The following is a 24,624-nucleotide window of genomic DNA, read 5'->3' as shown; positions in this document are numbered from 1 at the left end:
GGGGGGGGGGGGGCTTTTCAATTCCGGTCTGTGCCGTGCAGGTCAGCGCAGCGAGACGACGTTGTCCGAAACGCGCGGATCCTTGCGGCCGGTGTAGAGGCTCGCCATCGGTTCGTCCGACACGGTCACGACATCGCCCTGGCCGAAGCCGTTGAAGGCCGTGCGCATGGCCGCGCCGTAAGCGCCGAGCATGCCGACCTCGATCCAGTCACCCGCCTTGATATCCGCCGGCAGCATGAAGGGGCCCTCCATGAAGTCGGCATCGTCGCAAGTCGGGCCGTAGAACGAGAATTCCTGCATTTCCGCAACGTCGATCGCAACATTATCGTTGCTGCCACCGCGCGGCAGGTGCCGTACCGGGAAGCGCCATGCGACATGCGCTGCATCGTAGAGTGCGCCGTAAGCGCCATCGTTGATGTAGAGCTCGTCGCCGCGACGCTTCTCGACCTTGACGATCAGCGAGTTGTACTCGGCCGACAGCGCCCGGCCCGGTTCGCACCAGAGTTCGGCGTTGTAGGCGATCGGCAGGGCCTCGAAGTGGCGATGGATGATCGCGAAGTAGTCCTCTAGCGGCGGCGGCTCCATGCCCGGATAGCTCGACGGGAACCCGCCGCCGACATCGATCATGTCGATGACCACGCCGGCATCGGCAATCGCGGCACGTGCGCGTTCCAGCGCCTGGACATAGGCGAAAGGCGTCATCGCCTGCGAGCCCACGTGGAAGCAGACGCCGAGCCAGTCGGCGACCTGGCGGGTCGCCTGCAGCAGCGGCGCGGCATCGGCAAGGTCGATGCCGAACTTCGAGGCCAGGCTTAGCTCCGAATACTCGGAAGAGACGCGCAGGCGCACGCAAAGGCGCAGGTCAGTGGCGACATTGCCTTCATCGTCGACGGTCGCGGCGAGGATCTTTTCCAGTTCCTCCTGCGTGTCGAGGCTGAAGGTACGCACGCCATGAACGCGATAGGCCTCGCGAATGGCGCTCGCCGTCTTGACCGGGTGCATGAAGCACAGCGTTGCCTTGGGCAGGACGCCGCGGACCATGCGCACCTCGGCAATCGAGGCGACATCGTAATGCGTGATGCCGTTATCCCACAGGATCTGCACGAGATCCGGGGAGGGATTCGCCTTCACGGCATAGAGCGACTTGCCCGGGAACTTCGTTGCAAAGAAGCGGGCAGCGCGCGCAGCAGCGTGCGGGCGGTTCAGAATAACGGGTTCGTCGGGCGCGAGGGCGCGAACTACAGCCGGTGCGTCAGGATGTTCGAGCAACTCAAGGGACCCCCAATCGGTGTGTTAGCGTCAAAAGCTGCCTTGCGGTTTGGAAGTCCCCATGGGGCAGCGAGGGGCGGGATATAAGCCTGCGGTGATGAATCGCAAGTGAAAATCCGGAGGATTCACAAAAACGTCACATAGGGTTTCCAGCCCTGCTCGGCAGGGTGGTTACCGGTGACTATCTCCTGTGATTTCCGTAGGTTACCCAGAAATCTCTCCACTCGGAAAAATGCAAACCCGAGGCGGCAAATCCGCCCCGCACACCATTATCAACGTCAGCGCTAACATGAAGGTCCCGGCGACTCGCCGCCAAGGGGACCGACAGGGTCTGTGTTGAGACGAAACGCCCCTACTCGCCTAAGCCTTTCAACTCAAGCGGTCGCGGAAATCCTCGTATCCGAACTTGCGGACGCACTCGAGCGAATCCGTTTCCGAATCCCACAACCAGATCGAAGGAAGCGGCACCCCGTTGAAGGTCGTGGTCTTGACCATCGAGTAGTGGGCCTGATCGAGAAAGGCGAAGCGTTCGCCCGGCTTGGCCTCGACCGGAAGCGCATAGTCGCCGATCACATCGCCTGCGAGACAGGACGGCCCGCCAAGACGGACCCTGCCCCCTTGCGCCTCATCGACGAGGTCGTCGTCGTCGATGGGCACTTCACCCAGCATCGCCGGGCGGTAGGGTGCCTCGATCACGTCGGGCATGTGGCAGGTGGCCGAAATGTCGGTAATCGCCACCGGCATCCCGTTGAAGCCCACGTCGAGGATCGTGCCGACGAGGATGCCGGCGTCGAGTGCCACCGCCTCACCCGGTTCCAGATAGATTTCCGCACCGGTGTCCTCGGCCATGTCGCGCAGGAACTCCACCAGCTCGTCGCGCTGGTAGTCGGCACGGGTGATGTGGTGGCCACCGCCGATGTTGATCCACTTGAACTGGCCGAAATAGGGTTCGAGATAGTCGAACACCTTGTCCCACGTCCGGTGGAGCGGTTCGAAATCCTGCTCGCACAGCGTATGCATGTGCACGCCGTCGATCATCGCGACATGCTCGTCGGTCAACTGGTCGATCGGGAAACCCAGTCGCGAATGCGGCGCGCACGGATCGTAGCGGGGCACTTCGCCCTCGGGATGCAGCGGGTTGATACGCAGCCCGATGTCGAAGTCCTCACCCCGGGCACGGGCGGCCTCGATGATCGGCCAGCAACGCTCGATCTGCTGGGGCGAATTGAAGATCACGTGGTCCGAAAGGCGCAGGATCTCGTCGAGGTCGTCGGGCTTGTAGGCCGCGCAATACGTCGCGATCTCGCCGTCGTAGAACTCGGAGGCCAGCCGCGCTTCCCACAGGCCAGAAGTGCACACGCCGTCGAGATACTCGCCGATGATCGGTGCAGTCGACCACATCGAGAACGCCTTGAGCGCCGAGAGCACTTTGGCGCCCGAACGCTCGCCGATATCGGAGAGTATGCGCAGGTTGTCGCGCAGCTTGGCGGCGTCGACGACGAAGCTGGGACTGTCGACGCGCGACAGGTCGAATTGGGCGAAGGCGCCCGGATCACCGGCTCTGGTTTCCATATCTTTCACACCTGCAGCATCGCCCCGTCACTGCGAGGCGCAATTGCGTCGAAGCAATCCGGAGCCGATCCTGCAACGCCCCGGATTGCTTCGCTACTTTCGCAATAACGGCCTTGCGGCCGAAAACCTTAGAACGGCAGCGGTTCGGCCAGTTCCTCGCAGGTCCACGGCAGACCGTGCTCGTTGAGCATCGCCATGAACGGATCGGGGTCGAACTGCTCCATGTTGAACACGCCCTCACCCTTCCAGGCGCCGGTCAGCACCATGGCGGCACCGATCATCGCCGGAACGCCGGTGGTGTAGCTCACCGCCTGGTTGCCGGTTTCCTCGTAAGCGTCCTCATGGTCGCAGATGTTCTTGATGTAGAACGTCTTCTCACCCGATCCGTCGAGTGCCTCGCCGGTCGCGATATCGCCGATGTTGGTCTTGCCCTTGGTCGTCGGGCCGAGCGAGGCCGGCTCGGGCAGGACCGCCTTGAGGAACTGCAGCGGGACGATCTCGACACCGTTGTAGATGACCGGATCGATGCGGGTCATGCCCACGTTCTGCAGCACGGTCAGGTGCTTGATGTACTCGTCGCCGAAAGTCATCCAGAAGCGCGCGCGCTCCATCTCGGGGATGAACTTCGCAAGGCTTTCCAGTTCCTCGTGGTACATCATGTACATGTTCTTCGGGCCGACCGCCTCGAAGTCGAACGACTGCTTCACGCCCATCGCCGGGGTCTCGACGAATTCGCCGTTCTCCCAGTGGCGCGCGGGCGCGGTCACTTCGCGGATGTTGATTTCCGGGTTGAAGTTGGTCGCGAAGGCCTGGCCGTGATCGCCGCCATTGCAGTCGAGAATGTCGAGCGTGCGGATGGTCTTGAGCTTGTGCTTCTTGAGCCACATCGCGAACACGCTGGTAACACCCGGATCGAAGCCCGAACCGAGCAGCGCCATGAGCCCGGCGTCCTTGAAGCGGTCCTGATATTCCCACTGCCAACGGTACTCGAACTTCGCCACGTCCTTGGGCTCGTAGTTCGCCGTGTCCATGTAGTTCACGCCGGTCGCAAGGCAGGCGTCCATGATCGCCAGGTCCTGGTAAGGCAGCGCAAGATTGACGACAAGCTCGGGGCCGATCGAGCGGATCAGCGCCGAAGTGGCTTCCACATCGTCGGCGTCGATGGCGTAAGTGCCGATCGTCACGCCGGTGCGATCCTTCACCGATTCCGCAATCGCCTCGCACTTGGAGACCGTGCGGCTGGCGAGGTGGATGTCACTGAAGATATTCGGGTTCATCGCCATCTTGTGGACTGCGACCGAGCCGACGCCGCCTGCGCCGATCACCAGAACCTTGCTCACCGGGTATTCTCCTTCAATTCGCCTGCAACTGCGGCGCGCACGAACAGGTGCGAAAGGCCGCATATAGAATGCCTGTGTGACAACTCAACGCCGATCCGCGCCCGGGGTTCACGGATTTTTCGATTCCCGGGCTGTCATAAACTGCCATCGTCGCGTCATCACCCGGTCACGCACCGCGCACAAAAGCCCCAGAACCGTCAGCGGCGAAGGACTGACCCAGATGCCCAAGAGTGCCTCGACCCTCATCGAGAAGGCTGTTGTCCGACACGAATCCCCCCGCCTCTCGCGCCTGCTCGACAAGGCTTTCGCCATGGCTTTCAAGGGCCTGGTCTATGCCCAGATCTGGGAAGACCCGGTGGCGGACATGGATGCGCTGCAGATCGGACCGGAAAGCCGCATCATCACCATTGCCAGCGGCGGCTGCAATGCACTGAGCTACCTGACGGCCAACCCGCACTCGATCACCTGCGTCGACCTCAACACCGCGCACATCGCCCTCAACAAGCTCAAGCACGCCGCGGTGCGCCACTTGCCGGACTATGCGAACGTGCGCCGCTTCATCGCCGAGGCCGATCATCCTTCCAACGTCGAGACCTACTCTCTGCTGCTCGCCCCCCATCTCGACGAGGCCACGCGCCGCTACTGGGAAGGCCGCGACATCGTCGGCCGCCGTCGGATCGGCGCCTTTACCCGGGGTATCTACAAGCACGGCCTGCTCGGCAACTTCATCGGCCTCGCCCACATCCTTGCCAGGCTGTACCGGATCGATCCGGCCGAGATCCTCGGTGCAGGATCGCTCGAGGACCAGCGCCGCGTCTTCGACGAGCGGTTCGCGCCCATCTTCGAACGGCGCCTCGTGCGCTGGCTGACCAATCACCCCGCCTCGCTGTTCGGGCTTGGCATTCCCCCCGCGCAGTACACCGCTCTGGCCGGCGAGCAGCGCATGGCCGACGTCCTGCGCGCCCGGCTCGAAAAGCTGGCGTGCCACTTTCCGGTCAACGACAACTACTTCGCCTGGCAGGCCTTCGGACGCGGCTACGGGCGCGGCGCGGAGCACCCGCTGCCGCCGTACCTGCAGCGCGGCAACCTGCCCCTCGTGCGCGAACGGCTCGACCGGCTCACCGTGCGCCACGCCAATTTCACCCAGGTCCTCGCCGAAGCCGACGATGTATCCTACGACCGCTACATCCTGCTCGACGCGCAGGACTGGATGACCGACGGGCAACTGGCCGAGCTATGGAGCCAGATCTCCCGCACTGCCCGACCGGGCTCGCGCGTGCTGTTCCGCACGGCCGCCGAGCCCTCGCTGCTGCCGGGCCGCGTGCCCGACGCCATCCTCGATCGCTGGGAATACCGCGAGGCGGAGTCGCAGGCTGCGACGCGAGCCGACCGTTCCTCGATCTATGGCGGCGTCCACCTCTACGCGTTGCGCCCGTGACCGGTTCGACACCTGCGACCGACCATGCCGCGCTGATGGACAGGGTCTATCGCGGCCAGCGCCACATTTACGACCTGACGCGCAAGTACTACCTGTTCGGCCGCGACCGGCTGATCGACGAACTCGAATGCCGCGCCAGTCACGCCGTGCTCGAACTGGGCTGCGGCACCGGACGCAACCTGCAGCTCATCGCCCGACGCTGGCCCAGCGTGCAGTGCCACGGCCTCGATATCTCCGCCGAAATGCTCAAGAACGCCAGCAAGCGGCTTGGCTCTTCCGGTCACCTGGCACTCGGCGATGCCACCCGCTTCGATGCACGCAACCTGTTCGGACGCGAGGGCTTCGATCGCGTCGTCCTGTCCTATGCACTCTCGATGATCCCGGGCTGGGAAGCCGCACTGGAGCAAGCGGTCGCGGCGCTGGCCCCGGGCGGCTCCGTGCGCATCGTCGACTTCGGAGACCTCTCGGGCCTGCCGACGCCGCTCGCCGGGGGATTGCGCAAGTGGCTGGCGCATTTCCACGTCACCCCGCGCGTGGAGCTGCAAACGGTGTGCGCCCGGATTGCGAACGACAGGCGCCTGAAACTGGAGCACATGCGCGGGCCGCTGGGCTATTACCAGATGGTGCATATCTCGCGCTGAGCCTATAGCGCGGCGATGAGCAATGCATCCCCCCGCAAGCCGACCGCCGAGGGCGTCAGCCTCGCCGCGCGCAAGGTCGGCGAAATCCTGCCCATGACTCCCCTGCTCCCGCTCGAGGTCGAGGGCACGACGATCTGGTGCAAGGCCGAGTGCCTGCAACCGGTCGGCGCCTTCAAGATCCGCGGCGCCTGGCATCGCCTGACGGCGTTGTCCGGGGACGAGCGCAAGCGCGGTGTCATCGGCGTGTCGAGCGGCAACCACGCCCAGGGGGTCGCCTGGGCCGCGCGCGAACTGGGCATCGCCGCAACCATCGTCATGCCTCTCGACGCACCGCAGGTGAAGCTCGCGAACACCCGCGCGCTGGGCGCAGAAGTCGTGCTCTACGACAGGCCGGGCGGCGAGGACCGCGACGAAGTGGCCGAGCGCCTTTCTGCAGAGCGCGGCGCCACCCTCGTCCATGCCTTCGGCGACCCTTGGATCATCGAGGGTCAAGGCTCCGTCGGGATCGAGATTGCCCGGCAGATGGACGGTGCGCCCGATCTCCTCGTCACACCTTGCGGCGGCGGCGGTCTTGCCGCAGGCCTTGCCCTCGCCTGCCCCGATTCGCGCGTGATCCCGGTCGAACCGGAAGGGTGGGACGACGTCTGCCGCAGCCTTGAAGCGGGCGAGATCGTCCCGGTTTCACGCGATGCGCCGCCTACCGCCTGCGATGCCCTGCAGACGCCCGCAACACGACCGGTCAATTTCGAAGTGCTCAAGGCACGTTGCCCCTTCGGCCTTGTCGCCACACCTGCGGAAATTCGGGCCGCGCAGCGTCTGGCATTTCAGAAACTGCGCCTTGTCGTCGAGCCGGGCGGTGCGGCGGCACTGGCCGCCGTTCTGGCGGGCAAGGTCGAACTGGCGCCGCGCACCGCAATCGTACTGTCCGGCGGCAATACCGATGCCGCAAGCTTTGCCGCGGTACTCGCCGGGAACGATTGACAAGTTCCCCGTCTCGGCAGACGCTTAGGCACTGGCAGAGGGGGGAAATCTAATGATCGGAATGGCGATACTGCAACCGGTGGTGGCGCTGGCCGCTTGGACCATGATCATGTGGTTCTGGCTCTACGGCACCCGCATTCCGGCCCTCAGCGCCGCCAAGGTCGATCCCGAGGAACTGGTCAACGATCCCGCGCTGACGCTCGACAACATCCTGCCGGCGCAGGTGCAGTGGAAGGCCCACAATTACAACCACCTGCACGAAGCGCCGACCGTCTTCTATGCCGTAGCGATCACCCTTGCCATCATCGGCCAGGGCGACGGGCTCAATGCCCAGATCGGCTGGGCCTACGTTATCCTGCGGGTGATCCATTCGATCGTGCAGTCGACGATCAACAGGGTCACCCTGCGCTTCGGGATCTTCGCGCTCTCGAGCTTCTGCCTGATGTTCCTCGTCGCACGCGCGGCCCTCGCCATGTTCTGAGGCCCGGCAGGCTCTGGACCGAGGCGCCGAATCGGCATATTGTACTTTCAAGAAACAATGAATTTGGGAGTTCGAGCGTGGCAGCTGGTCGCTCTTTTCCGGCTATCAAGCCGGGAAAATACGCCTTCTTCGGCGTAGTGGTCTTCTTCATCCTGCTGACCCTGACCTCGCTGGTGGACAAGGTCCTCCAAACCGGGTGGGGCCTGAACTGGTACACATTCTTCGTCGGGTTCATCGCCAGCGCCTGGGGCATCGTTTCCTACCAGCTTTGCGCTTCCTGCCTGGGATGGACGAAGCGGCGCGACTGAACCCTCGGCCGCCCGCCAACCGGCACGGCCGTCACCGAATGCCCTGCCTCACTCCGTCTTGCATCACACCCCACTGCATAACATTGCAGCTTCGCGTGATGCGCGCCTGCTGGTAAGGCGTGGCGCATGGATTTCGACGACCAGCTCCGCCGCTACTTCGGCACCGAGGACCTCACCACCATTGCCCCGACCACGCTGGAGGTCGGGATCGACCGCATGAAGGTCGACTTCGGGATGGAGAAGGACCGCAGCCGCAAGTTCGCGCTGTGGACGCTGATGTACATGTTCGGCGCTGCGCCCGACCTCGACGTCGCCTTCAAAAGCGAGGAAGACCGCGAGGCCGCGCGCGACTTCATGGACATGATGGCCAAGGCCGCCGGAGAATAGCGCAGCAGCGGCCCAGGCCGCCCGCGCCCGCTCAATCCCTTACGAACAGGCTCGCCAGCTCGACGTGCGTCGACCAGCGGAACTGGCCAACCGGGCGCAGTTCGACGAGCCGGAACCCCGCCTCGATCAGCCGTGCGGCATCGCGCGACCAGCTCGACGGGTTGCAGGAAATGTAGACCACCCGCCCGACGCTCGATTCGGCGATGCAATCCACCTGTTCGCGCGCACCGGCGCGCGGCGGATCCAGCAGAACGGCGGCGAACTTGCCCAACTCGTCCGCCTGCAGCGGATTGCGGAACAGGTCGCGGTGAACGGCGAAAACCGGTTGCTGCGAACGATCCGCAGCGGCCTTGCAGGCAAGGTGCGCATCGCGCGCGGCCTCTGCAGCCAGCACCTTCGTGTCCGGCCCGGCCAGTGCGAAAGCGAAAGTGCCCAGCCCGGAGAACAGGTCCGCGACCGTCGGCATCCCGGCAAGCCATTCCTTCGCTGCGCCGACCAGCGTCTCCTCGCCGTCGAGCGTTGCCTGCAGGAAGCTGCCCGGAGGGAACGGCACCGAGACTTCGCCCAGCTTTACCGTGACCGGCTCGGGCTCCCAGACGACCTCATGCCCATAGCCGCCGTCCATGGTCAGGCGCGCAAGGCCATGGTCCCGCGCGAAGTCGAGCATGGCCTCGGTCGCCGCGAGCCCCTCTGTGGCCAGGCCCTTCACGCCAAGGTCAACGCCCTGCTCGACCAGCGTCATTTCGATATCGGCAGCCATGCGCGGCATGGCGCCGCCCTTTTCCGCGCGCCGTCCCTGCTTCCCGCCCTTCTTCGGCTTGGCCGCGCCCTTGCCCATCGTGATCAGCAGCTTGCGCAAGGGCGCAAAAAGCGCCGCAAGCTCAGGCGCCATCACATGGCATTCCTCCAGCTCGACGAGCCGGTGCGAACGCGCCTCGCGGAAACCGACGACGATGCGGCCTCCCGAACTTTCCGCACGCAGCGACACGCGGCGGCGGCTCATCGGCGGCGAGAGATGCGGCGGCGTGATCGTCTCGGCGCCCAGCTCCTGCGAGACCGAGGCATTGGCCACGCGCGCCTCGACGAACGCGGCAAGGCTCTCTTCGTCGAGCTGCTGCAGCTGGCAGCCACCGCAACGGCCGAAATGGCGGCACGGCGGCTCCACGTGGTGCGGTCCCCATTCCAGGGTGCCGTCCTCGCGCAGCAGGTCCCCCGGGGCGGCACCCCAGGCAAATCGGCCACTTGCGGTAACGCCATCGCCCTTGGAGGCGATGCGCAGGATTTCTTCGGTTTCGCTCACAGACAGGCCGCTAGCGCAGCCGGTATCCTCTCGGCAAGCTGTCCGGCCGTGAAAGCCGGCGGACAAACCCGCGCAGCCTCGCCGTGGAGCCATATGCCCTCGCAGGCTGCCTCGAAGGCGGGCACTCCGCTCGCAACGCGGCTGGCAATGGCCCCGGCAAGCACGTCCCCGGTTCCGGCGGTCGAAAGCCACGCAGTTGCGCGCGGCGCGCAGGCCAGACGGCCATCGGGCGCGGCGATGACCGTATCCGGCCCCTTGGCAACCACGACCATGCCGCTTTCCGCCGCCAGCGCGAGGGCGCGCTCGGGCCGCGAACCGCTGCCATCGAGGTCGAAGGCACGTTCGAGCGCAACCATTTCGCCTTCATGGGGCGTGGCGATCGTCGCCGCCTGCCGCACGGCAAGTTGGCGCGGACCAAGCAGGATCAGCGCGTCGGCATCGACCACGGCAGGCACCGCATCGGCGAGTGCGATCGCCAATCTCTCGCGCGCCAGAGCGTTGCGGCCGAGGCCCGGGCCAACCAGAACTGCGCTGTTGCGGTCGTCGGCCAGCACATCGGACAGCGCGCCGGTATCGACAACGAGATCGGCAGGCGCATTGCGCTTGCTGTCGGCAAAGAGTTTCACATAGCCCGCGCCCGCGCCCTGCGCCGCTATGCTGGCAAGGATCGCCGCGCCCGGCATGGCCCCGCCCACGACGGCGAGAAGTCCGCGCTTGTACTTATGCGAATCCGGGGCCGGTGCGCCAATGGTCGGGCGCGCAACCGCGACGGCAGCACCCTCGACCGGCTCGACGCCGATCGGGACCAGCCGCAAGGCCCCCATGCGCGCCGAAGCAGGCATCAGGAAATGCGCGAACTTCCAGGCCCCCAGGGCAATCGTCAGGTCGTACTGCGGCAGGCACTCGTTGAGCAACATGCCGCTATCGGACTGGACCCCGCTCGGCAGGTCGACCGCCACCGACAGGCGGTGCGATGCCGCCAGCACGTTGACGATGGCCGCGTGCTCCGCGGTCAGGGGACGTGCAAGGCCGCTGCCGAACAGGCAGTCCACGAAGACGTCGCCTTCGAGCCGGGCATCGCCGCCAAGGCCATCGAGGGCGATCACTTTGCCCTTGTAGAGCGTCCGCGCATTTCGGGCGGCGTCCGTCTTAGGCTCGGTTGCGGCGATGACCACGGCATCGCCCCCGCGCTCGCGGATCGCCTCGGCAATCACATAGCCGTCGCCGCCGTTGTTGCCCGGGCCGCACAGGACCGTGACCTTGTGCTGTCCGGCCAACCGCCAGACCCAGTCAGCAGCTCCGCGCCCCGCCACCTGCATCAGCTCGTCGACCGATGTCCCGGCATCGATCAGCGCCTGTTCGGCATCGCGCATCTGCGCGACAGTGAGGATCTGGTCAGTTTGCGTCAGATTGCAGTGCGTCTGTTCGCTGGACATCAGGTTCTCCGGTGGCATCCTGCTTCGGTCGCACCTTCGCAGGGAAGACATAGCGGTCCGTGCCCACGGTTACGTCGAGCGAACCATCCCTGAGCGCGGTCACCGCCTCGTCCGCACCGTCGGCCACGGCAACGCCGCGCCCGTCGGTCAGCACTTCGAAGCGGCGAAAGGCGCCATCGGGATGATGCACGACGAGCATGAGCTTGCCGTCGACCTCGTCGCGCTCAACCGCGCAAACATCGGCCAGATTGTCAGCCCCGCTCACCGCGCAGGCGATGTGATCGGCGCCTGCGGCCGTTGCGGGCGCCTGCGGCTCCCCGCCCGAGCAGGCTACGAGCGCGAGGAACGGCAAAAGCGCGAGCGCGCCACGCGAAAGTCCGTCAACCACCGCGCAGTGCGCCATGCGGATCAGCTCCGCTTGAGCTGGCTTACGTCGCGCACTGCGCCGCGTGCGGCACTGGTGGTCATTGCCGCATAGGCCTGCAGTGCGACCGAAACCTTGCGCTTGCGCGGATGGACCGGCGCCCAGGCGTCGGCCCCGCGCGCTTCCATCCTGGCGCGGCGCGTAGCCAGTTCCTCGTCCGAGATCTTGAGCGAGATGGAGCGGCCCGGAATGTCGATCTCGATCACGTCGCCGTTCTCGACCAGACCGATCGCCCCGCCTTCGGCCGCTTCGGGCGAAACGTGGCCGATCGACAGGCCCGAAGTACCGCCCGAGAAGCGTCCGTCGGTGATCAGCGCACAAGCTGCGCCGAGGCCCTTCGACTTGAGGTAGCTGGTCGGATAGAGCATTTCCTGCATGCCCGGTCCGCCCCGCGGTCCTTCGTAGCGGATGACGACAACGTCGCCGGCAACCACTTCGCCGCCGAGAATTCCGGCAACCGCCGCATCCTGGCTTTCATAGACCCGCGCCGGGCCGGTGAACTTGAGGATGCTGTCGTCCACGCCCGCCGTCTTCACGATGCAACCGTCGAGCGCGACATTGCCCGACAGGACAGCAAGGCCGCCGTCCTGGCTGAAGGCATGTTCCTTGGAACGGATCACGCCGCCTTCGCGGTCGATATCCAGTTCCTTCCAGCGGCGCGACTGGCTGAACGCGGTCTGCGTGGGCACGCCGCCCGGAGCCGCCTTGAAGAATTCCTGCACCGAGGCGTCCTTGGTGCGCACGATGTCCCAGCGCTCCAGCGCATCGCCAAGGGTGCGGCTGTGAACGGTGGGCAGATCGCGATGGATCAGTCCGGCCCGGTCCAGCTCGCCGAGGATCGCCATGATGCCGCCGGCGCGGTGAACGTCTTCCATGTGGACGTCGGACTTGGCCGGAGCGACCTTGGACAGGCACGGCACCTTGCGCGAGAGCCGGTCGATGTCGGTCATGGTGAAGTCCACGCCGGCTTCGTATGCCGCGGCAAGCAGGTGCAGCACAGTGTTGGTCGAACCGCCCATGGCGATGTCGAGGCTCATCGCGTTCTCGAAGGCGCCGAAGCTGGCGATCTTGCGCGGCAGGACGCTTTCGTCCTCCTGCTCGTAATAGCGGTGGCACAGGTCGACGACCAGACGGCCCGCCTCGCGAAACAGCTTCTCGCGGTCGGCATGTGTGGCCAGCACCGAACCGTTGCCCGGCAGCGAAAGGCCCAGCGCTTCGGTGAGGCAGTTCATCGAGTTGGCCGTGAACATGCCCGAGCACGAACCGCAAGTCGGACAGGCCGAACGCTCGATCGCGGTGACTTCCTCGTCGGTGTAGCTCTCGTCGGCAGCGGCGACCATGGCATCGACCAGGTCGAGCGCATGTTCCTTGCCCTTGAGGACGACCTTGCCCGCTTCCATCGGCCCGCCCGAAACGAAGACCGCCGGAATGTTCAGACGCAGCGCGGCCATGAGCATGCCCGGGGTGATCTTGTCGCAGTTCGAGATGCACACCAGCGCGTCTGCGCAGTGGGCATTGGCCATGTACTCGACACTGTCGGCGATCAGGTCACGGCTCGGCAGCGAGTAGAGCATGCCGTCGTGCCCCATGGCGATGCCGTCGTCGACCGCGATGGTGTTGAATTCCTTGGCAACGCCCCCCGCGGCCTCGATCTCCCCGGCGACGAGCTGGCCAAGGTCCTTGAGGTGGACGTGACCGGGCACGAACTGGGTGAAGGAATTGACCACGGCAATGATCGGCTTGCCGAAATCGCCGTCCTTCATGCCGGTCGCGCGCCACAGGCCACGGGCACCGGCCATGTTGCGGCCGTGGGTGGAAGTGCGGGAACGATAGGCAGGCATCAGCGAAACTCCGGTCGAAACAGGCGCCCCACAGGGCGCATTGATACTTGGTGCGCCCCCTACGCCATATGCGGCCGCAGCCGAAGCGAAAAAATAACATGAACTGCGCCCGCACAGCACCCTTTCTTGCGCGGCCGGCCCCCACGGCGATTGCTCACAGGCAATTCACAGGCCGGTTTTGGCCACCGGGCGCCATGCTGCTATTATGGCTCCATGGACATGCCGGAACCCCTTACCCTCGCACCCGAGGAGCAAGAGTGGCTCGATCTGGCCAGGGGATGGATCAAGGGCCACTTCGCCAACAACCCCGACGAGGCCTATGGTACGATCGAGGGCAAGCTGGCCGTGATCCGCGCCAATCTGGCGCAAGGGTGGGTCGGCCCCGAAGACACCTGGAAGCTGCAGTCGCTGGGAATCGCCATGGGAGACGCGCTGGCGCAGGACCTCATGCTCGACTGGGTCACGGTGGACGACGAGTATGGCCGCCAGCCCGCGCTCAACTGGCCGGGCACCAGCATCCTGTGCTTCCCGGTCACGATGATCTCGCAGCGCGTCGAGGAAGGCGAGCGGGTCGACATCGACATGATGTACGAACAGACGCGCGAACAGCTGAACGAGATCGCCTTCGGCGGCGAGGCGGAATAGCGCAAAGGGAGAGCTTTGCCACGGTCAGGCTAAGCCTGCCGAAACCTTCGGTCGCGTCCCCAACCCTACTCCAGCCCGATCGCCACCTGATTGCAGATGCGCGTCAGGCGCTCGGCCCACTCCTCCTGCCCGGCATCGTCGGCGATCAGGTCCTGCCGCACTTCGAGGTAGAGGTAGGGGCGCCCCTCGCTTTCGACGTGGCGGCAGATCGTCGAGTTATAGATCTTGCCCGAGTAGGGAAGCTGGTCTCCGACGATCAGGCCGTCCGCCTCCAGCAAGGGCTCGGCAAGGCGCGCGCCGCGATCGTCCTCGTCGTAGAGCAGGCCGCAGTGCCAGGGGCGCTCCTCGTCCGGCCGGGTTTCCAGCGCCGGGGTGAAGCTGTGCAGGATCAGGGTCAGTGCCTGCGGGGTGCCGTGAAGGATCTCTCCCAGCGCGTCGTGAAAGGGGCGATGGAAGCGCACCAGTCGCGATTCCCGGTCGATGTCGAGATTGCCGGGAATGACGCGGCCGTCGCTCTTTTCGGGGATCGCGGCAGGGTCGCTCTCGTCTCGGTTGGTGTCGCACACGAGGCGGCTGACATTGCCGAGAAAGGCGGCCGTGCCGGTATTGCGCGCCATCTTCTCCGCGATCCCGGCAACGCCGATGTCGATAGCGATGTGCTCGTCCATCAGCGGCGCATCGATGCCGAGCGCGATGTCCTCCGGAACGCGGTTCGAGGCATGATCGGCAACGACGAGGATGCCGCCGAAACGCGGGGTTCCGACGATACGATAGGCTTCGTGAATCAACGCAGGGCTCCGGTCATCTGCCAGTATTCGGGATGGTCGCGCGCAATCGCCTCGGCAGCGGCCCGCATGGCATCGCAGCTGTCGTAGAGGGCAAAACAGGTCGCGCCCGAGCCGGACATGCGGGCGAGGAAGGGTTCTGTGCGCTTCAGGGCCGCCAGCACATCGGCCACCTGCGGACAGATGCCGATGGCCGGGTCCTCCAGGTCGTTGCGCCCGCAAAGCGCAATCTCGCGCAGCGAGCCTTTCGGCATCGCCCCGCGATCCTTGCCGTCCCACGCCTTGAACACCGGCCCGGTCGGCACCGGCACGCGCGGATTGACGAGCAGGACCGGGCACCCGGCGAGATCGTTTTCGGCCACTTCTTCCAGTTCGGTTCCGGTCCCCGTACCGATGCACGGCCGCGAGAGGACGCAGGCCGGCACGTCCGCGCCCAGCTTCGCCGCCTTCGCCTGCCAGTCGTCCGGCAGGCCCCGGGCCCGCTCGACCATGCGGAACACCGCGCCCGCGTCCGCCGACCCACCGCCCAGCCCCGCCGCGACAGGCAGGCGCTTGTCGAGATCGACCGCCCAGCCCTTGCCATGCGGCAGGGCCGTGAGCGCCTTGGCGACGATATTGCCGAAGGGATCGTCGATCTTCCCGGCGAATTCGCCGTGCGTCGTCAGGTGGTCGCGATCCGCGGGGGAGGCAGAGAGACGGTCGCCGTCATCGACGAAGGCGAAGAGGGTCTCCAGCTCGTGATAGCCGTCCTCACGACGCCTGCGCACGTGCAGCGCGAGGTTGATCTTCGCATAAGCGGTTTCGGAAAGAGTCATCGCCCCCTCCCTGAAACGAGTGAAGCGCCGGAGCAACCCCCGACGCTTCACTGTCATTGCGCTATGATCCGAAAATCACATGTTCGGATAGTTCGGGCCACCGCCGCCTTCGGGCGTGACCCATTCGATGTTCTGGGTCGGGTCCTTGATGTCGCAGGTCTTGCAGTGGACGCAGTTCTGCGCGTTGATCTGCAGGCGCGGCCCCGCGCCGTCCGGATCGACGAACTCGTACACGCCGGCCGGGCAGTAGCGCGCTTCCGGCCCGGCATAGACCGGCAGGTTGATCGCCGTCGGCACCGTCGGGTCCTTGAGGCGCAGGTGACAGGGCTGCTCCTCCTCGTGGTTGGTGAACGAGTAGGACACGCTGGTCAGGCGATCGAAGCTGATGACGCCGTCGGGCTTGGGATATTCGATCGGCTTGTACAGATCGGCCCGCTGCAGCGTCGAGGCGTCGGTGTGGTGCTTCATCGGCTTGGCGAGACCGAAGCCGAACAGGGTGCGCAGCCACATGTCCGCACCGGCAAGGATCGTGCCCAGTTCGCCGCCCCACTTGGCAACCATCGGCTCGGCGTTCTGCACGAGCTTGAGTTCCTTGGCGATCCAGCTTTCGCGCACGGCGGTGTCGTATTCCATGAGCGCGTCCTGCTCACGGCCCGCCTTGATCGCAGCGGCGATCGTCTCGGCGGCGAGCATGCCCGACTTCATCGCGGTGTGCGTACCCTTGATGCGGGGCACGTTGACGAAACCGGCAGAGCAACCGGCCAGCACGCCGCCCGGGAAGGCAAGCTGCGGCACCGACTGCCAACCGCCCTCGTTGATCGCACGCGCGCCATAGGCCACGCGCTTGCCGCCCTCGAGGATCTTGCGGATTTCCGGGTGCTGCTTCCAGCGCTGGAATTCCTCGAAGGGGTAGACATAAGGGTTCTTGTAGTCGAGCGCGGTCACGAAGCCGAGCGAGACCTGGTTGTTGGCCTGGTGGTACAGGAAGCCGCCGCCCCAGGAATCGCTCTCGCTGAGCGGCCAGCCCTGGGTGTGGATGACGCGGCCCGGCGCGTGCTTGTCGGGATCGATGTCCCACAGTTCCTTGATGCCAAGGCCATAGATCTGCGGCTCGCAGTTCGCCTCGAGGTCGTACTTGGCCTTGAGACGCTTGGTCAGGTGACCGCGCGCGCCTTCGCAGAAGACGGTATACTTGCCGAGCAGGTTCATGCCCGGCTGGAAGTCGTCCTTGGGGTTACCTTCCCGGTCGACACCCATGTCGCCGGTCTGGACACCGATCACCGCGCCGTTGTCGTCGTAAAGGATTTCGGCAGCCGGGAAGCCGGGGAAGATCTCGACTTCGAGTTCCTCGGCCTTTTCGGCAAGCCAGCGGCACAGGTTGCCCAGCGAGCCGGTGAAGTTGCCTTCGTTCGACATGAAGGGCGGCATCAGGATCTCGGGCATCGAGACCTTGCCCTTCTTGGTCAGGTGCCAGTGCAGGTTGTCGGTCACCGGCGTTTCGGCCAGCGGACAACCGTCATCGGCCCAGCCCGGAAGCAGTTCGTCCAGCGCCTTGGGATCGATGGTCGCACCCGAAAGGATGTGGGCGCCGATCTCGGAACCCTTCTCCAGAACGCAGACCTGCAATTCGGGATCAACCTGCTTGAGCCGGATCGCCGTCGACAGGCCTGCCGGACCGCCGCCGACGATGACGACGTCATATGGCATCTCTTCACGTTCAATCATGGGGCCCCCAACTCCGATCCTGTTATTCGGTATCAACTTAGTCGTACGATTAATTTCTCTTGTGCCTTGATTGCTCGTCGCCGACAGGTCAAGACCCCGGCGATGGTTCAAGCCACGAATACGCAATTTCTGGACGAAATCACAGGCGCGCTCGACTGGTGGCGGGACGCGGGTGTGGAATATGCCTTCCTCGACGAGCCGCGCCAATGGCTGGCCCCGCCCGAAGACGAACAGGCCGACGCCTCCGGATCGCAGCGTCCCCGCCGCGCACCGGTCGAACAGGCGGAAGTGGCACCGCCGCCCAGCCGCTTCGACCCCGCGGCGCTGCCCGGCGACCTGGCCGCCTTTGGCCAGTGGTGGCTGAGCGAGCCCCTGCTCGACGATGGCTCCACCGAGGGCAGGATGCTGCCTCAGGGCCCGGCGGGCGCGAAACTGATGGTCGTCGTCGATATGCCGGAGCCCGACGACAGCGAGGCACTGCTTTCCGGACCGCAAGGCCGTCTGCTCGATGCCATGCTGGCCGCATTCGGTACGCGCCGCGACGATATCTACCTCGCAAGCGCCCTGCCCCGCGCCGCACCGGCGCCAGACTGGCCGGCGATGAACGAACGCGGGCTTGGACAAGTCCTCGTTCACCACATCAATCTGGTGGCGCCTGAGCGGCTTATCGTACTGGGAACAAACGTTCTACCGCTCATCGGGCACGAATTGCCGCAACGCTCTGCCGTTTTGCACACATTCGATCATGAAGGAGGAACGATACCTCTGCTTGCTTCGAGGGGGCTACCCGCACTGCTGGCGCAGCCGCGTTGGAAAGCCGTTCTCTGGCAGGCCTGGCTCAAGTGGACGGCCGGCTGAATCGGCCCAGCGCAGACACCACGCGGGCAGGTTGCGCCGGAACGGTCCGGGCCGCACCGGACAGGCAGAGTGATCGAACGATCGGGGATGCGAATTTTGAGTAAACTTGCCAAGGCAGGATGGATCGCCGGTATCGCCATCGCGTGCACCGCGACAGTGGCGACCGCTCCTGCATATGCGAACAGTGCCGCCGTCGACTATTTCCGCACCCGGGCGGACCGCACCGCCGTGCCGTCGCTACTGAGCCAGGACGACCGCGCCTACTACAAGCAGGTGTTCGACGCGATCGACGCCAAGAACTGGTCCAAGGTCCAGCAGATGCTGTCCGAGCGGCCCGATGGTCCGCTGCACCAGCAGGCCCGCGCCGAGTACTATCTTGCCGCTGGTTCCCCGAAGATCGAACTGCCCGACCTGCAGGATTGGCTGGCCAAGGGCACGGAGCTTCCCGGCGCCGACCAGATCTCCCGCCTCGCCCTGAAGCGCGGGGCCGATGCGATCCCCGACCTGCCCACCGAACAGCAGTTCGCCCGCCTGCCCTCGATGACCAAACGCACCCGTCCCGCCTCGATCAGCGACGGAACGATGCCCGAGGCGATTTCCTCCAGCATCCTCGAGCGCATCAAGAACGATGACCCGATGGGCGCGCGCGTCCTGCTCGATGGGATCGATGCCGGGCTGAGCAATTCGGCGCGCGCCGAATGGCGCCAGCGTGTCGCCTGGAGCTTCTACATCGAGAACCAGGACACATCGGCCTACCAGATGGCACAACTGGCTGCCCTGGGCACCGGCCCGTGGGTAGGTGAGGCATGGTGGACAGCCGGCCTCGCCGCATGGCGCCTTGGCGACTGCGACGCCGCCAGCGACGCCTTCGCCAAGGCCGCGAAAGCGTCCGAGAATGCGGAACTGACTTCCGCTTCCTATTACTGGCAGAGCCGCGCCCTCGTACGCTGCCGCCGCCCCGACCTTGCCACGGAACCCCTGCGCATGGCGGCGAAGCGCGACGAGACGCTTTACGGCATGCTGGCGAGCGAACAGCTCGGCGTGCACCTGCCCGAACAGCACGCCGGCGCTGACTTCACCCAGACCGACTGGCAATCGCTGCGCAACAACACCAATGTGCGTGCTGCCGTGGAACTGGCCGAAATCGGCGAGGTCGGCCTCGCCGACGAAGTCCTGCGCCATCAGGCGCGCATCGGCGATCCTAAACAGTACGAACCGCTCTCGCGCCTTGCACGCGACCTCGGCCTTCCTTCGACCCAGCTGTGGATGGCCTACAATGCGCCGCGCGGCGGCAAGCCCGAGCCGGCTACCCGCTTCCCCACACCGAAGTGGACGCCCATCGGCGGCTGGAAAGTCGATCCGGCGCTCGTCTATGCCCATGCGCTGCAGGAATCGATCTTCCAGACCAGCGTCGTCAGCCCCGCCGGCGCGCGCGGCCTGATGCAGATCATGCCCTCGGCCGCACGCGACCATGCGTCAGACATCGGCGTATCCGGATCGCCCAGCGATCTCAACAAGCCCGAAATCAATCTCGCCTTCGGCCAGCGGCATCTCGAAATGCTGAAGAGCGCGTCGGGGACGCAGGGCCTGCTGCCCAAGGTCATGGCAGCCTACAACGCAGGGCTCGCGCCGATCACGCGGTGGAACACCGAGATCAAGGACGACGGCGATCCGCTGCTCTGGATGGAATCGATTCCCTACTGGGAAACCCGTGGCTACGTGAACATTGTCCTGCGCAATTACTGGATGTACGAGCGCCAGGCGGGTGGCGTTTCGGAAAGCCGGGTGGCGCTCGCTCAGGACATGTGGCCGACTTTCCCCGAACTGGCCGGGTCGAAGGCCGTACGCATGGCAGCGAACGGAGCGATCTTGCGTGGCCATTGATCTCGAGCGGACTTTCAAGCCGATAAATATTGCCCTTCTGACAGTATCCGACACCCGAGGCCCCGAAGACGACACGTCGGGCGACATTCTCGAACAGCGGATCCGGGATGCCGGCCACAAACTGGTCGAGCGGGCCATCGAACGCGACGATGCAGGTCGCATCGTCAACCGGCTGAACAACTGGATCGACGATCGCGGCATCGACGCCATCATCTCGACCGGCGGCACCGGCCTCACCGGCCGCGACGTCACGCCAGAGGCGCTCGACAAGATCAAGGACAAGGAAATTCCGGGCTTCGGGGAGCTGTTCCGCTGGCTTTCCTACAAGACCATCGGCACCTCGACCGTGCAGAGCCGCGCCTTGGCCGTGGTTGCGCGCGGGACCTACATCTTCGCCCTGCCCGGATCGAACGGCGCGGTGAAGGACGGCTGGGATGGCATTCTGGCCGAACAGCTCGACAGCCGTAACCGGCCCTGCAACTTCGTCGAGCTGATGCCGCGCCTGCGCGAAGTCTGACCGCCACTCACCGGCTTCATCGACATACCGGCCCGCACCACCTCGCCCTTGTGCGAGTAGGCTACCTGAACCTGCAGACCTAGCGTCTCACCCGAAAAGACATTGGGAGAGAGTGCGATGGCAACTGTGACGGCGAACCGTCCCGACCATGTTCCTGCAGACCGGGTTGTCGATTTCGACATCTTCGCCCCGCCCGGCGCGGAGGACGATTACTTTGCGGCCTGGGCGTCAGTACGCGGAGACCATGCACTTGTCTGGACCACGGCCAACGGCGGCCACTGGATCGCCGCCGATGGCGAGACGACGCGCAGGCTCTGGAACGATGCCGAGAACCTGTCCAACGAGGCGCTGGCGGTAACCCCGGGTCTTGGCGAAGCGATGGAGTTCATCCCGCTCCAGCAGGACGCCCCCGAGCACAAACCGTTCCGTATGGCGGTGATGAAGGGCTTCGCCAACAACCACGTCGTCGCGATGGAACCGCTCATCCGCGAGGTCGCGCGCGAACTGACCGCGCAGATCGCCCCGCACGGCGAATGCGAGTTCATGGAGGAATACGCCGAAGTCCTGCCGATCCACATCTTCCTCACCCTGATCGACGTGCCGACGCAGGACCGCCTGCGCCTTCGTCCGCTGGGCCAGCAGCTGACCCGGCCCGACGGTTCGATGACGGTCGAGCAATTGCGCGATGCGGCCGACGGCTACTTGCGCCCCTATATCGAGGAACGGCTGCGCAATCCCGGGCAGGACCTGTTCAGCCGCATTCTCTCCATCCCCATCGAGGGCCGCGCATGGACCTTCAACGAGGCCCAGCGCATGTGCCGCAACCTGCTTTTCGGCGGGCTGGACACGGTCGTCTCGATGTTCGGCAACATCGCCCTGCACCTTGCGCGCCATCCCGAGAACCAGGACCTGCTGCGGCAACGTCCCGAGCTGATCCCGCAGGCCGCAGACGAACTGATGCGCCGCTATCCGATGGTCTCGGTCACCCGCAATCTCGTGAGGAATGTGGAGATCGACGGCATCACGCTCAAGGCAGGCGATCTCGTCTACCTCAACAGCTCGATCCACAACCTCGACACGGCCTGCTTCGACAACCCCCACAAGGTCGATTTCGAACGCAATCTCCCGCCAGTGCGCCACACCACCATGGGTGTCGGCCCGCATCGCTGCGTGGGTGCGGGGCTCGCCCGGCTGGAGGCGATCCTGTTCATCGAGGAATGGCTCAAGGGCATTCCGCCGTTCCGGGTCAAGCCCGGCTCTCCTCCGCGGTACCGCGCAGGCAATGTCGGCGCCCTGACCGAGCTACGGCTTGAGTGGGACTGACCCGCTCAGGTAAACAGCGGTAGCTCGGCGACCTCGTCGTCGGTCATCGCGATGCGGAAAAGATCGCGCAGGAGACGCCCATAATCTCGCGGATCGTCGATAGTGCGCGTCTCGCTTGTGCCGTCACGATAGACCGTCAGCTGCCTTTCGCTGAGCGCTGCAAAACCACCCGGCAGGACAATGCTGGCGATATGCAGCGCGGTGAAGCGCGTATCGGGCCGCGTCGCAGTCCAGTGATTGCCCATCTCCAGGTCATCGGGAGCAACCTGCGTGAGGTCGAAGGCGTACTGCGGCTGCCAGTCGCCGTGCGGGGCGCTGCGGCCATCGGTCGCACTCACCGGCCCGGCACGTTCGAGCCGCCATTCGCCCAGCAGCGAACCCGGTTCGCCCGCGCGCAGCAGGCGATGGCGGGCACCGTCCGACGTCCCCACTTCCGCGCAGTGTTCGAGCGGCAGAGGCGGCACGAAGCTGCCTCCGAAGCCCGCATCGGCAATCCACGGCTTGCCGTCGACTTGCACAAGGAGCAGCGTGTGCGTGCGCGGCGGAGCGACACCCTCGGGAATGCCGAGCAGGACCCGTGCCAGCAACGGGCGATTTGCAGAACCCAGCAGCGTGAGCATGTCCGCATAGAGGCGGTTCTGCTCGAAGCAGTAGCCACCCCGCTCGCGCACCACGAGCTTGTCGAACACCGACGCACTGTCGATGCGGATGCCGCGTCCCAAGCGGATATCGAGATTCTCGAAACCGATGGCGCGCCGGTGCGCGAGCTGCAACTGGGCCAGCCCGCCCGCATCGAGGGCCGGCGCTTCGCTCAGGCCGATACGGCCAAGGTACTGTTCGAGTTCCATTCGCGGCGGAATGGCATGTTCACGCGGCCTTGGGCAAGCCTGTGAATAACTCGGGGATAACCGGTGCATGGACGGGGGAAATGCTGTGCGTGAACGGGGGACTATTCAGCGCCCCCTGTCCTCCCCTTGCGATACTGCCGATCAGGTAATGACGTCAGGCGCCGTGCGTCCGGTATGTTCCACGATGCCCGCAATCGCCTCGGCTGCCACGATCTGGTCGGCCAGCATCGCCCCGGTTTCCTCGTCGAGCCTTCCGTCTGCCGGTTCGTATCTTTCGAGATAGACGCGCAAGGTCGCGCCCTGCGTGCCGGTGCCGGAGAGGCGAAAGACGATGCGCGAGCCGTCCTCGAACAGCACACGGATGCCCTGGTTCTCACTGACCGAACCGTCGACCGGGTCGGAGTAGGAGAAGCTGTCGGCCAACTTCACCGTCAGGGGGCCGAAGGCATGGCCCTTGAGCACGCCAAGGCTGTCCTTGAGTTCAGCCATCAGGACATCGGCGCCGTCCTTGGCGATCCCCTCGTAGTCGTGGCGGGCGTAGTAATTGCGACCGAACCGCGCCCAATGCTCTCGGGCAAGCTGATCGACCGGGATCTGCCTTGCCGCCAAAATGTTGAGCCACAGGAGCACGGCCCAAAGGCCGTCCTTCTCGCGCACGTGATCGGAACCCGTGCCCGCGCTCTCCTCGCCGCAGATCGTCACCTTGCCCGCATCCAGCAGATTTCCGAAGAACTTCCAGCCCGTCGGCGTCTCGAAACACGGCACGCCCAGCGCTTCGGCTACGCGGTCGGCCGCGGCGCTGGTCGGCATCGAACGGGCAATTCCGGCCAGGCGTCCCTTGTAGGCCGGCGCGATCTCGATGTTGGCTGCCAGCATGGCCAGCGAATCCGAAGGCGTGATGAAGCGACCGCGCCCGATGATCAGGTTGCGGTCCCCATCGCCATCGGAGGCAGCGCCGAGGTCGGGCGCGTCCTCACCCATCATCAGGTCATGAAGTTCCTTGGCGTGGATGAGGTTGGGGTCGGGATGATGACCGCCGAAATCCTCAAGCGGCGTGCCGTTGACGACGGTGCCCTTCGCAAAGCCCAGTCTGTTCTCGAGGATTTCGACGGCATATGGGCCGGTCACCGCGCTCATCGCATCGAAGCGCATGGTGAACCCGTCCGCGACCGCCTTGCGGATTGCGGCGAAGTCGAACAGCTCTTCCATGAGGTCCGCATAGTCGGCGACCGGATCGATCACGCTGACCGTCATCCCTGCCACTTCGACATCGCCGATCCGGTCGAGATCGATGTCATCGGCCTCCACGGTGAGCCAGCGGTCGATCTCCAGCGTGCGGGCGTGGATCGCCGTGGTCACGCCCTCCGGCGCGGGACCGCCGTTGGCGATATTGTACTTGATGCCGAAATCCTCGTCCGGACCGCCGGGGTTGTGGCTGGCCGAAAGGACCAGTCCACCGCTTGCCCTGTACTTGCGGATCACGTGGCTGGCTGCCGGGGTCGAGAGAATGCCGCCGCGCCCCACGAGCACCCGACCGTAGCCGTTCGCCGCCGCCATGCGGATCGCCTGCTGGATGACCGTGCGGTTATGAAACCGGCCGTCTCCACCGATAACAAGCGTCGCCCCGGGATCACGCGTCACGGAATCGAAGACGGACTGGATGAAATTCTCGGCATAGTTCGCTTGCTGGAACACCTTCACCTTCTTGCGCAGGCCGGACGTGCCGGGGGCCTGTCCATCGAAGGGCTGGGTTTGAACCGTGACGATCTGGGTCAATCCGAAGTCTCCACCGGGATGAGCTGAACA

General features: G+C 65.3%; 23 protein-coding genes. 11 read left to right on the top strand and 12 right to left on the bottom strand.

Annotation, left to right across the window (positions count from 1 at the left end; genetic code table 11):
- Window positions 1-42 precede the first annotated feature (42 nt).
- The 3 genes from SPHV1_RS18115 to SPHV1_RS18105 all read right to left on the bottom strand — a co-directional run bounded on the left by SPHV1_RS18115 (window position 43) and on the right by SPHV1_RS18105 (window position 4,181).
- Window positions 43-1,269, bottom strand: coding sequence for a type III PLP-dependent enzyme (locus SPHV1_RS18115; RefSeq protein ID WP_054947435.1), 1,227 nt, complete (start codon window positions 1,267-1,269; stop codon window positions 43-45).
- Window positions 1,270-1,638: 369 nt separating this feature from the next.
- Window positions 1,639-2,841: a carboxynorspermidine decarboxylase gene (locus tag SPHV1_RS18110; protein WP_054947438.1), complete on the bottom strand. Its 1,203-nt coding sequence runs from the start codon at window positions 2,839-2,841 to the stop codon at window positions 1,639-1,641.
- Window positions 2,842-2,969: 128 nt separating this feature from the next.
- Window positions 2,970-4,181 (bottom strand): saccharopine dehydrogenase family protein, encoded by a 1,212-nt coding sequence (locus SPHV1_RS18105; protein ID WP_054947434.1) that lies wholly within the window; start codon window positions 4,179-4,181, stop codon window positions 2,970-2,972.
- Between the two features lie 220 nt (window positions 4,182-4,401).
- Between SPHV1_RS18105 and SPHV1_RS18100 the strand changes: the two genes are divergently transcribed.
- The 6 genes from SPHV1_RS18100 to SPHV1_RS18075 all read left to right on the top strand — a co-directional run bounded on the left by SPHV1_RS18100 (window position 4,402) and on the right by SPHV1_RS18075 (window position 8,417).
- On the top strand, window positions 4,402-5,619 hold the full coding sequence (locus SPHV1_RS18100; protein WP_054947433.1) for a DUF3419 family protein: 1,218 nt from the start codon (window positions 4,402-4,404) through the stop codon (window positions 5,617-5,619).
- Window positions 5,616-6,260, top strand: a complete 645-nt coding sequence (locus SPHV1_RS18095; protein WP_156367384.1) for a class I SAM-dependent methyltransferase — start codon at window positions 5,616-5,618, stop codon at window positions 6,258-6,260. Before SPHV1_RS18100 ends, SPHV1_RS18095 begins: the two co-directional genes overlap by 4 nt.
- A gap of 15 nt (window positions 6,261-6,275) precedes the next feature.
- Window positions 6,276-7,241: a threonine/serine dehydratase gene (locus SPHV1_RS18090; RefSeq protein ID WP_054947432.1), complete on the top strand. Its 966-nt coding sequence runs from the start codon at window positions 6,276-6,278 to the stop codon at window positions 7,239-7,241.
- 52 nt (window positions 7,242-7,293) lie between these two features.
- Window positions 7,294-7,722: an MAPEG family protein gene (locus SPHV1_RS18085; RefSeq protein ID WP_054947431.1), complete on the top strand. Its 429-nt coding sequence runs from the start codon at window positions 7,294-7,296 to the stop codon at window positions 7,720-7,722.
- A 77-nt stretch (window positions 7,723-7,799) separates the two neighbouring features.
- Entirely contained in the window at window positions 7,800-8,030 is a 231-nt protein-coding gene (locus SPHV1_RS18080; RefSeq protein WP_041559061.1) for a hypothetical protein, read from the top strand.
- Between the two features lie 126 nt (window positions 8,031-8,156).
- The gene (locus SPHV1_RS18075) at window positions 8,157-8,417 is read left to right on the top strand and encodes a hypothetical protein (protein ID WP_054947430.1); all 261 of its coding nucleotides are present in this window, start codon (window positions 8,157-8,159) and stop codon (window positions 8,415-8,417) included.
- A gap of 31 nt (window positions 8,418-8,448) precedes the next feature.
- Here SPHV1_RS18075 and SPHV1_RS18070 read toward each other — a convergent pair whose 3' ends face one another.
- Genes SPHV1_RS18070 through ilvD form a run of 4 tightly spaced genes read right to left on the bottom strand, consistent with a single transcriptional unit; the run spans window position 8,449 to window position 13,418 of the window.
- Window positions 8,449-9,717, bottom strand: a complete 1,269-nt coding sequence (locus SPHV1_RS18070; protein WP_054947429.1) for a class I SAM-dependent RNA methyltransferase — start codon at window positions 9,715-9,717, stop codon at window positions 8,449-8,451.
- Complete coding sequence (locus SPHV1_RS18065) at window positions 9,714-11,153, bottom strand: NAD(P)H-hydrate epimerase (RefSeq protein ID WP_054947428.1); 1,440 nt, start codon at window positions 11,151-11,153, stop codon at window positions 9,714-9,716. Before SPHV1_RS18065 ends, SPHV1_RS18070 begins: the two co-directional genes overlap by 4 nt.
- A complete protein-coding gene (locus SPHV1_RS18060; RefSeq protein WP_054947427.1) occupies window positions 11,113-11,556 on the bottom strand; it encodes a hypothetical protein in 444 nt (147 codons plus the stop codon). The genes SPHV1_RS18065 and SPHV1_RS18060 overlap by 41 nt, the downstream gene beginning before the upstream one ends.
- A gap of 5 nt (window positions 11,557-11,561) precedes the next feature.
- Window positions 11,562-13,418, bottom strand: a complete 1,857-nt coding sequence (ilvD, locus tag SPHV1_RS18055; RefSeq protein WP_054947426.1) for a dihydroxy-acid dehydratase — start codon at window positions 13,416-13,418, stop codon at window positions 11,562-11,564.
- Window positions 13,419-13,637: 219 nt separating this feature from the next.
- Between ilvD and SPHV1_RS18050 the strand changes: the two genes are divergently transcribed.
- Complete coding sequence (locus tag SPHV1_RS18050; protein ID WP_231634730.1) at window positions 13,638-14,063, top strand: DUF3806 domain-containing protein; 426 nt, start codon at window positions 13,638-13,640, stop codon at window positions 14,061-14,063.
- Window positions 14,064-14,128: 65 nt separating this feature from the next.
- On the opposite strand, the gene SPHV1_RS18045 is transcribed toward SPHV1_RS18050, so the two are convergent.
- From SPHV1_RS18045 to SPHV1_RS18035, 3 genes are all read right to left on the bottom strand, one after another.
- Window positions 14,129-14,851, bottom strand: coding sequence for an N-formylglutamate amidohydrolase (locus tag SPHV1_RS18045; RefSeq protein WP_054947424.1), 723 nt, complete (start codon window positions 14,849-14,851; stop codon window positions 14,129-14,131).
- Window positions 14,848-15,663, bottom strand: a complete 816-nt coding sequence (locus SPHV1_RS18040) for a 4-(cytidine 5'-diphospho)-2-C-methyl-D-erythritol kinase (RefSeq protein ID WP_054947423.1) — start codon at window positions 15,661-15,663, stop codon at window positions 14,848-14,850. The genes SPHV1_RS18045 and SPHV1_RS18040 overlap by 4 nt, the downstream gene beginning before the upstream one ends.
- A 75-nt stretch (window positions 15,664-15,738) precedes the next feature.
- The gene (locus SPHV1_RS18035) at window positions 15,739-17,388 is read right to left on the bottom strand and encodes an electron transfer flavoprotein-ubiquinone oxidoreductase (RefSeq protein WP_054947422.1); all 1,650 of its coding nucleotides are present in this window, start codon (window positions 17,386-17,388) and stop codon (window positions 15,739-15,741) included.
- Window positions 17,389-17,490: 102 nt separating this feature from the next.
- Between SPHV1_RS18035 and SPHV1_RS18030 the strand changes: the two genes are divergently transcribed.
- The 4 genes from SPHV1_RS18030 to SPHV1_RS18015 all read left to right on the top strand — a co-directional run bounded on the left by SPHV1_RS18030 (window position 17,491) and on the right by SPHV1_RS18015 (window position 21,970).
- Window positions 17,491-18,246 (top strand): hypothetical protein, encoded by a 756-nt coding sequence (locus tag SPHV1_RS18030; RefSeq protein ID WP_054947421.1) that lies wholly within the window; start codon window positions 17,491-17,493, stop codon window positions 18,244-18,246.
- An 87-nt stretch (window positions 18,247-18,333) separates the two neighbouring features.
- Window positions 18,334-20,130: a lytic transglycosylase domain-containing protein gene (locus SPHV1_RS18025; RefSeq protein WP_231634732.1), complete on the top strand. Its 1,797-nt coding sequence runs from the start codon at window positions 18,334-18,336 to the stop codon at window positions 20,128-20,130.
- On the top strand, window positions 20,120-20,647 hold the full coding sequence (gene moaB, locus SPHV1_RS18020) for a molybdenum cofactor biosynthesis protein B (RefSeq protein WP_054947419.1): 528 nt from the start codon (window positions 20,120-20,122) through the stop codon (window positions 20,645-20,647). The genes SPHV1_RS18025 and moaB overlap by 11 nt, the downstream gene beginning before the upstream one ends.
- 117 nt (window positions 20,648-20,764) lie before the next feature.
- A complete protein-coding gene (locus tag SPHV1_RS18015; RefSeq protein WP_054947418.1) occupies window positions 20,765-21,970 on the top strand; it encodes a cytochrome P450 in 1,206 nt (401 codons plus the stop codon).
- Window positions 21,971-21,975: 5 nt separating this feature from the next.
- Here the strand turns inward: SPHV1_RS18015 and SPHV1_RS18010 are convergent, their stop codons facing one another.
- Together SPHV1_RS18010 and SPHV1_RS18005 are read right to left on the bottom strand one after the other, a co-directional pair.
- On the bottom strand, window positions 21,976-22,818 hold the full coding sequence (locus tag SPHV1_RS18010; protein WP_054947417.1) for an arylamine N-acetyltransferase: 843 nt from the start codon (window positions 22,816-22,818) through the stop codon (window positions 21,976-21,978).
- Window positions 22,819-22,959: 141 nt separating this feature from the next.
- Window positions 22,960-24,594 carry an alpha-D-glucose phosphate-specific phosphoglucomutase gene (locus tag SPHV1_RS18005; protein WP_054947416.1) on the bottom strand — a complete coding sequence of 545 codons (1,635 nt, stop codon included), beginning with the start codon at window positions 24,592-24,594 and terminating at the stop codon, window positions 22,960-22,962.
- Window positions 24,595-24,624: the final 30 nt, after the last annotated feature.

The organism is Novosphingobium sp. KN65.2, assembly GCF_001368935.1.
Classification (GTDB): domain Bacteria; phylum Pseudomonadota; class Alphaproteobacteria; order Sphingomonadales; family Sphingomonadaceae; genus Novosphingobium; species Novosphingobium mathurense.
This window is presented reverse-complemented; position numbering and strand designations above follow the sequence as displayed.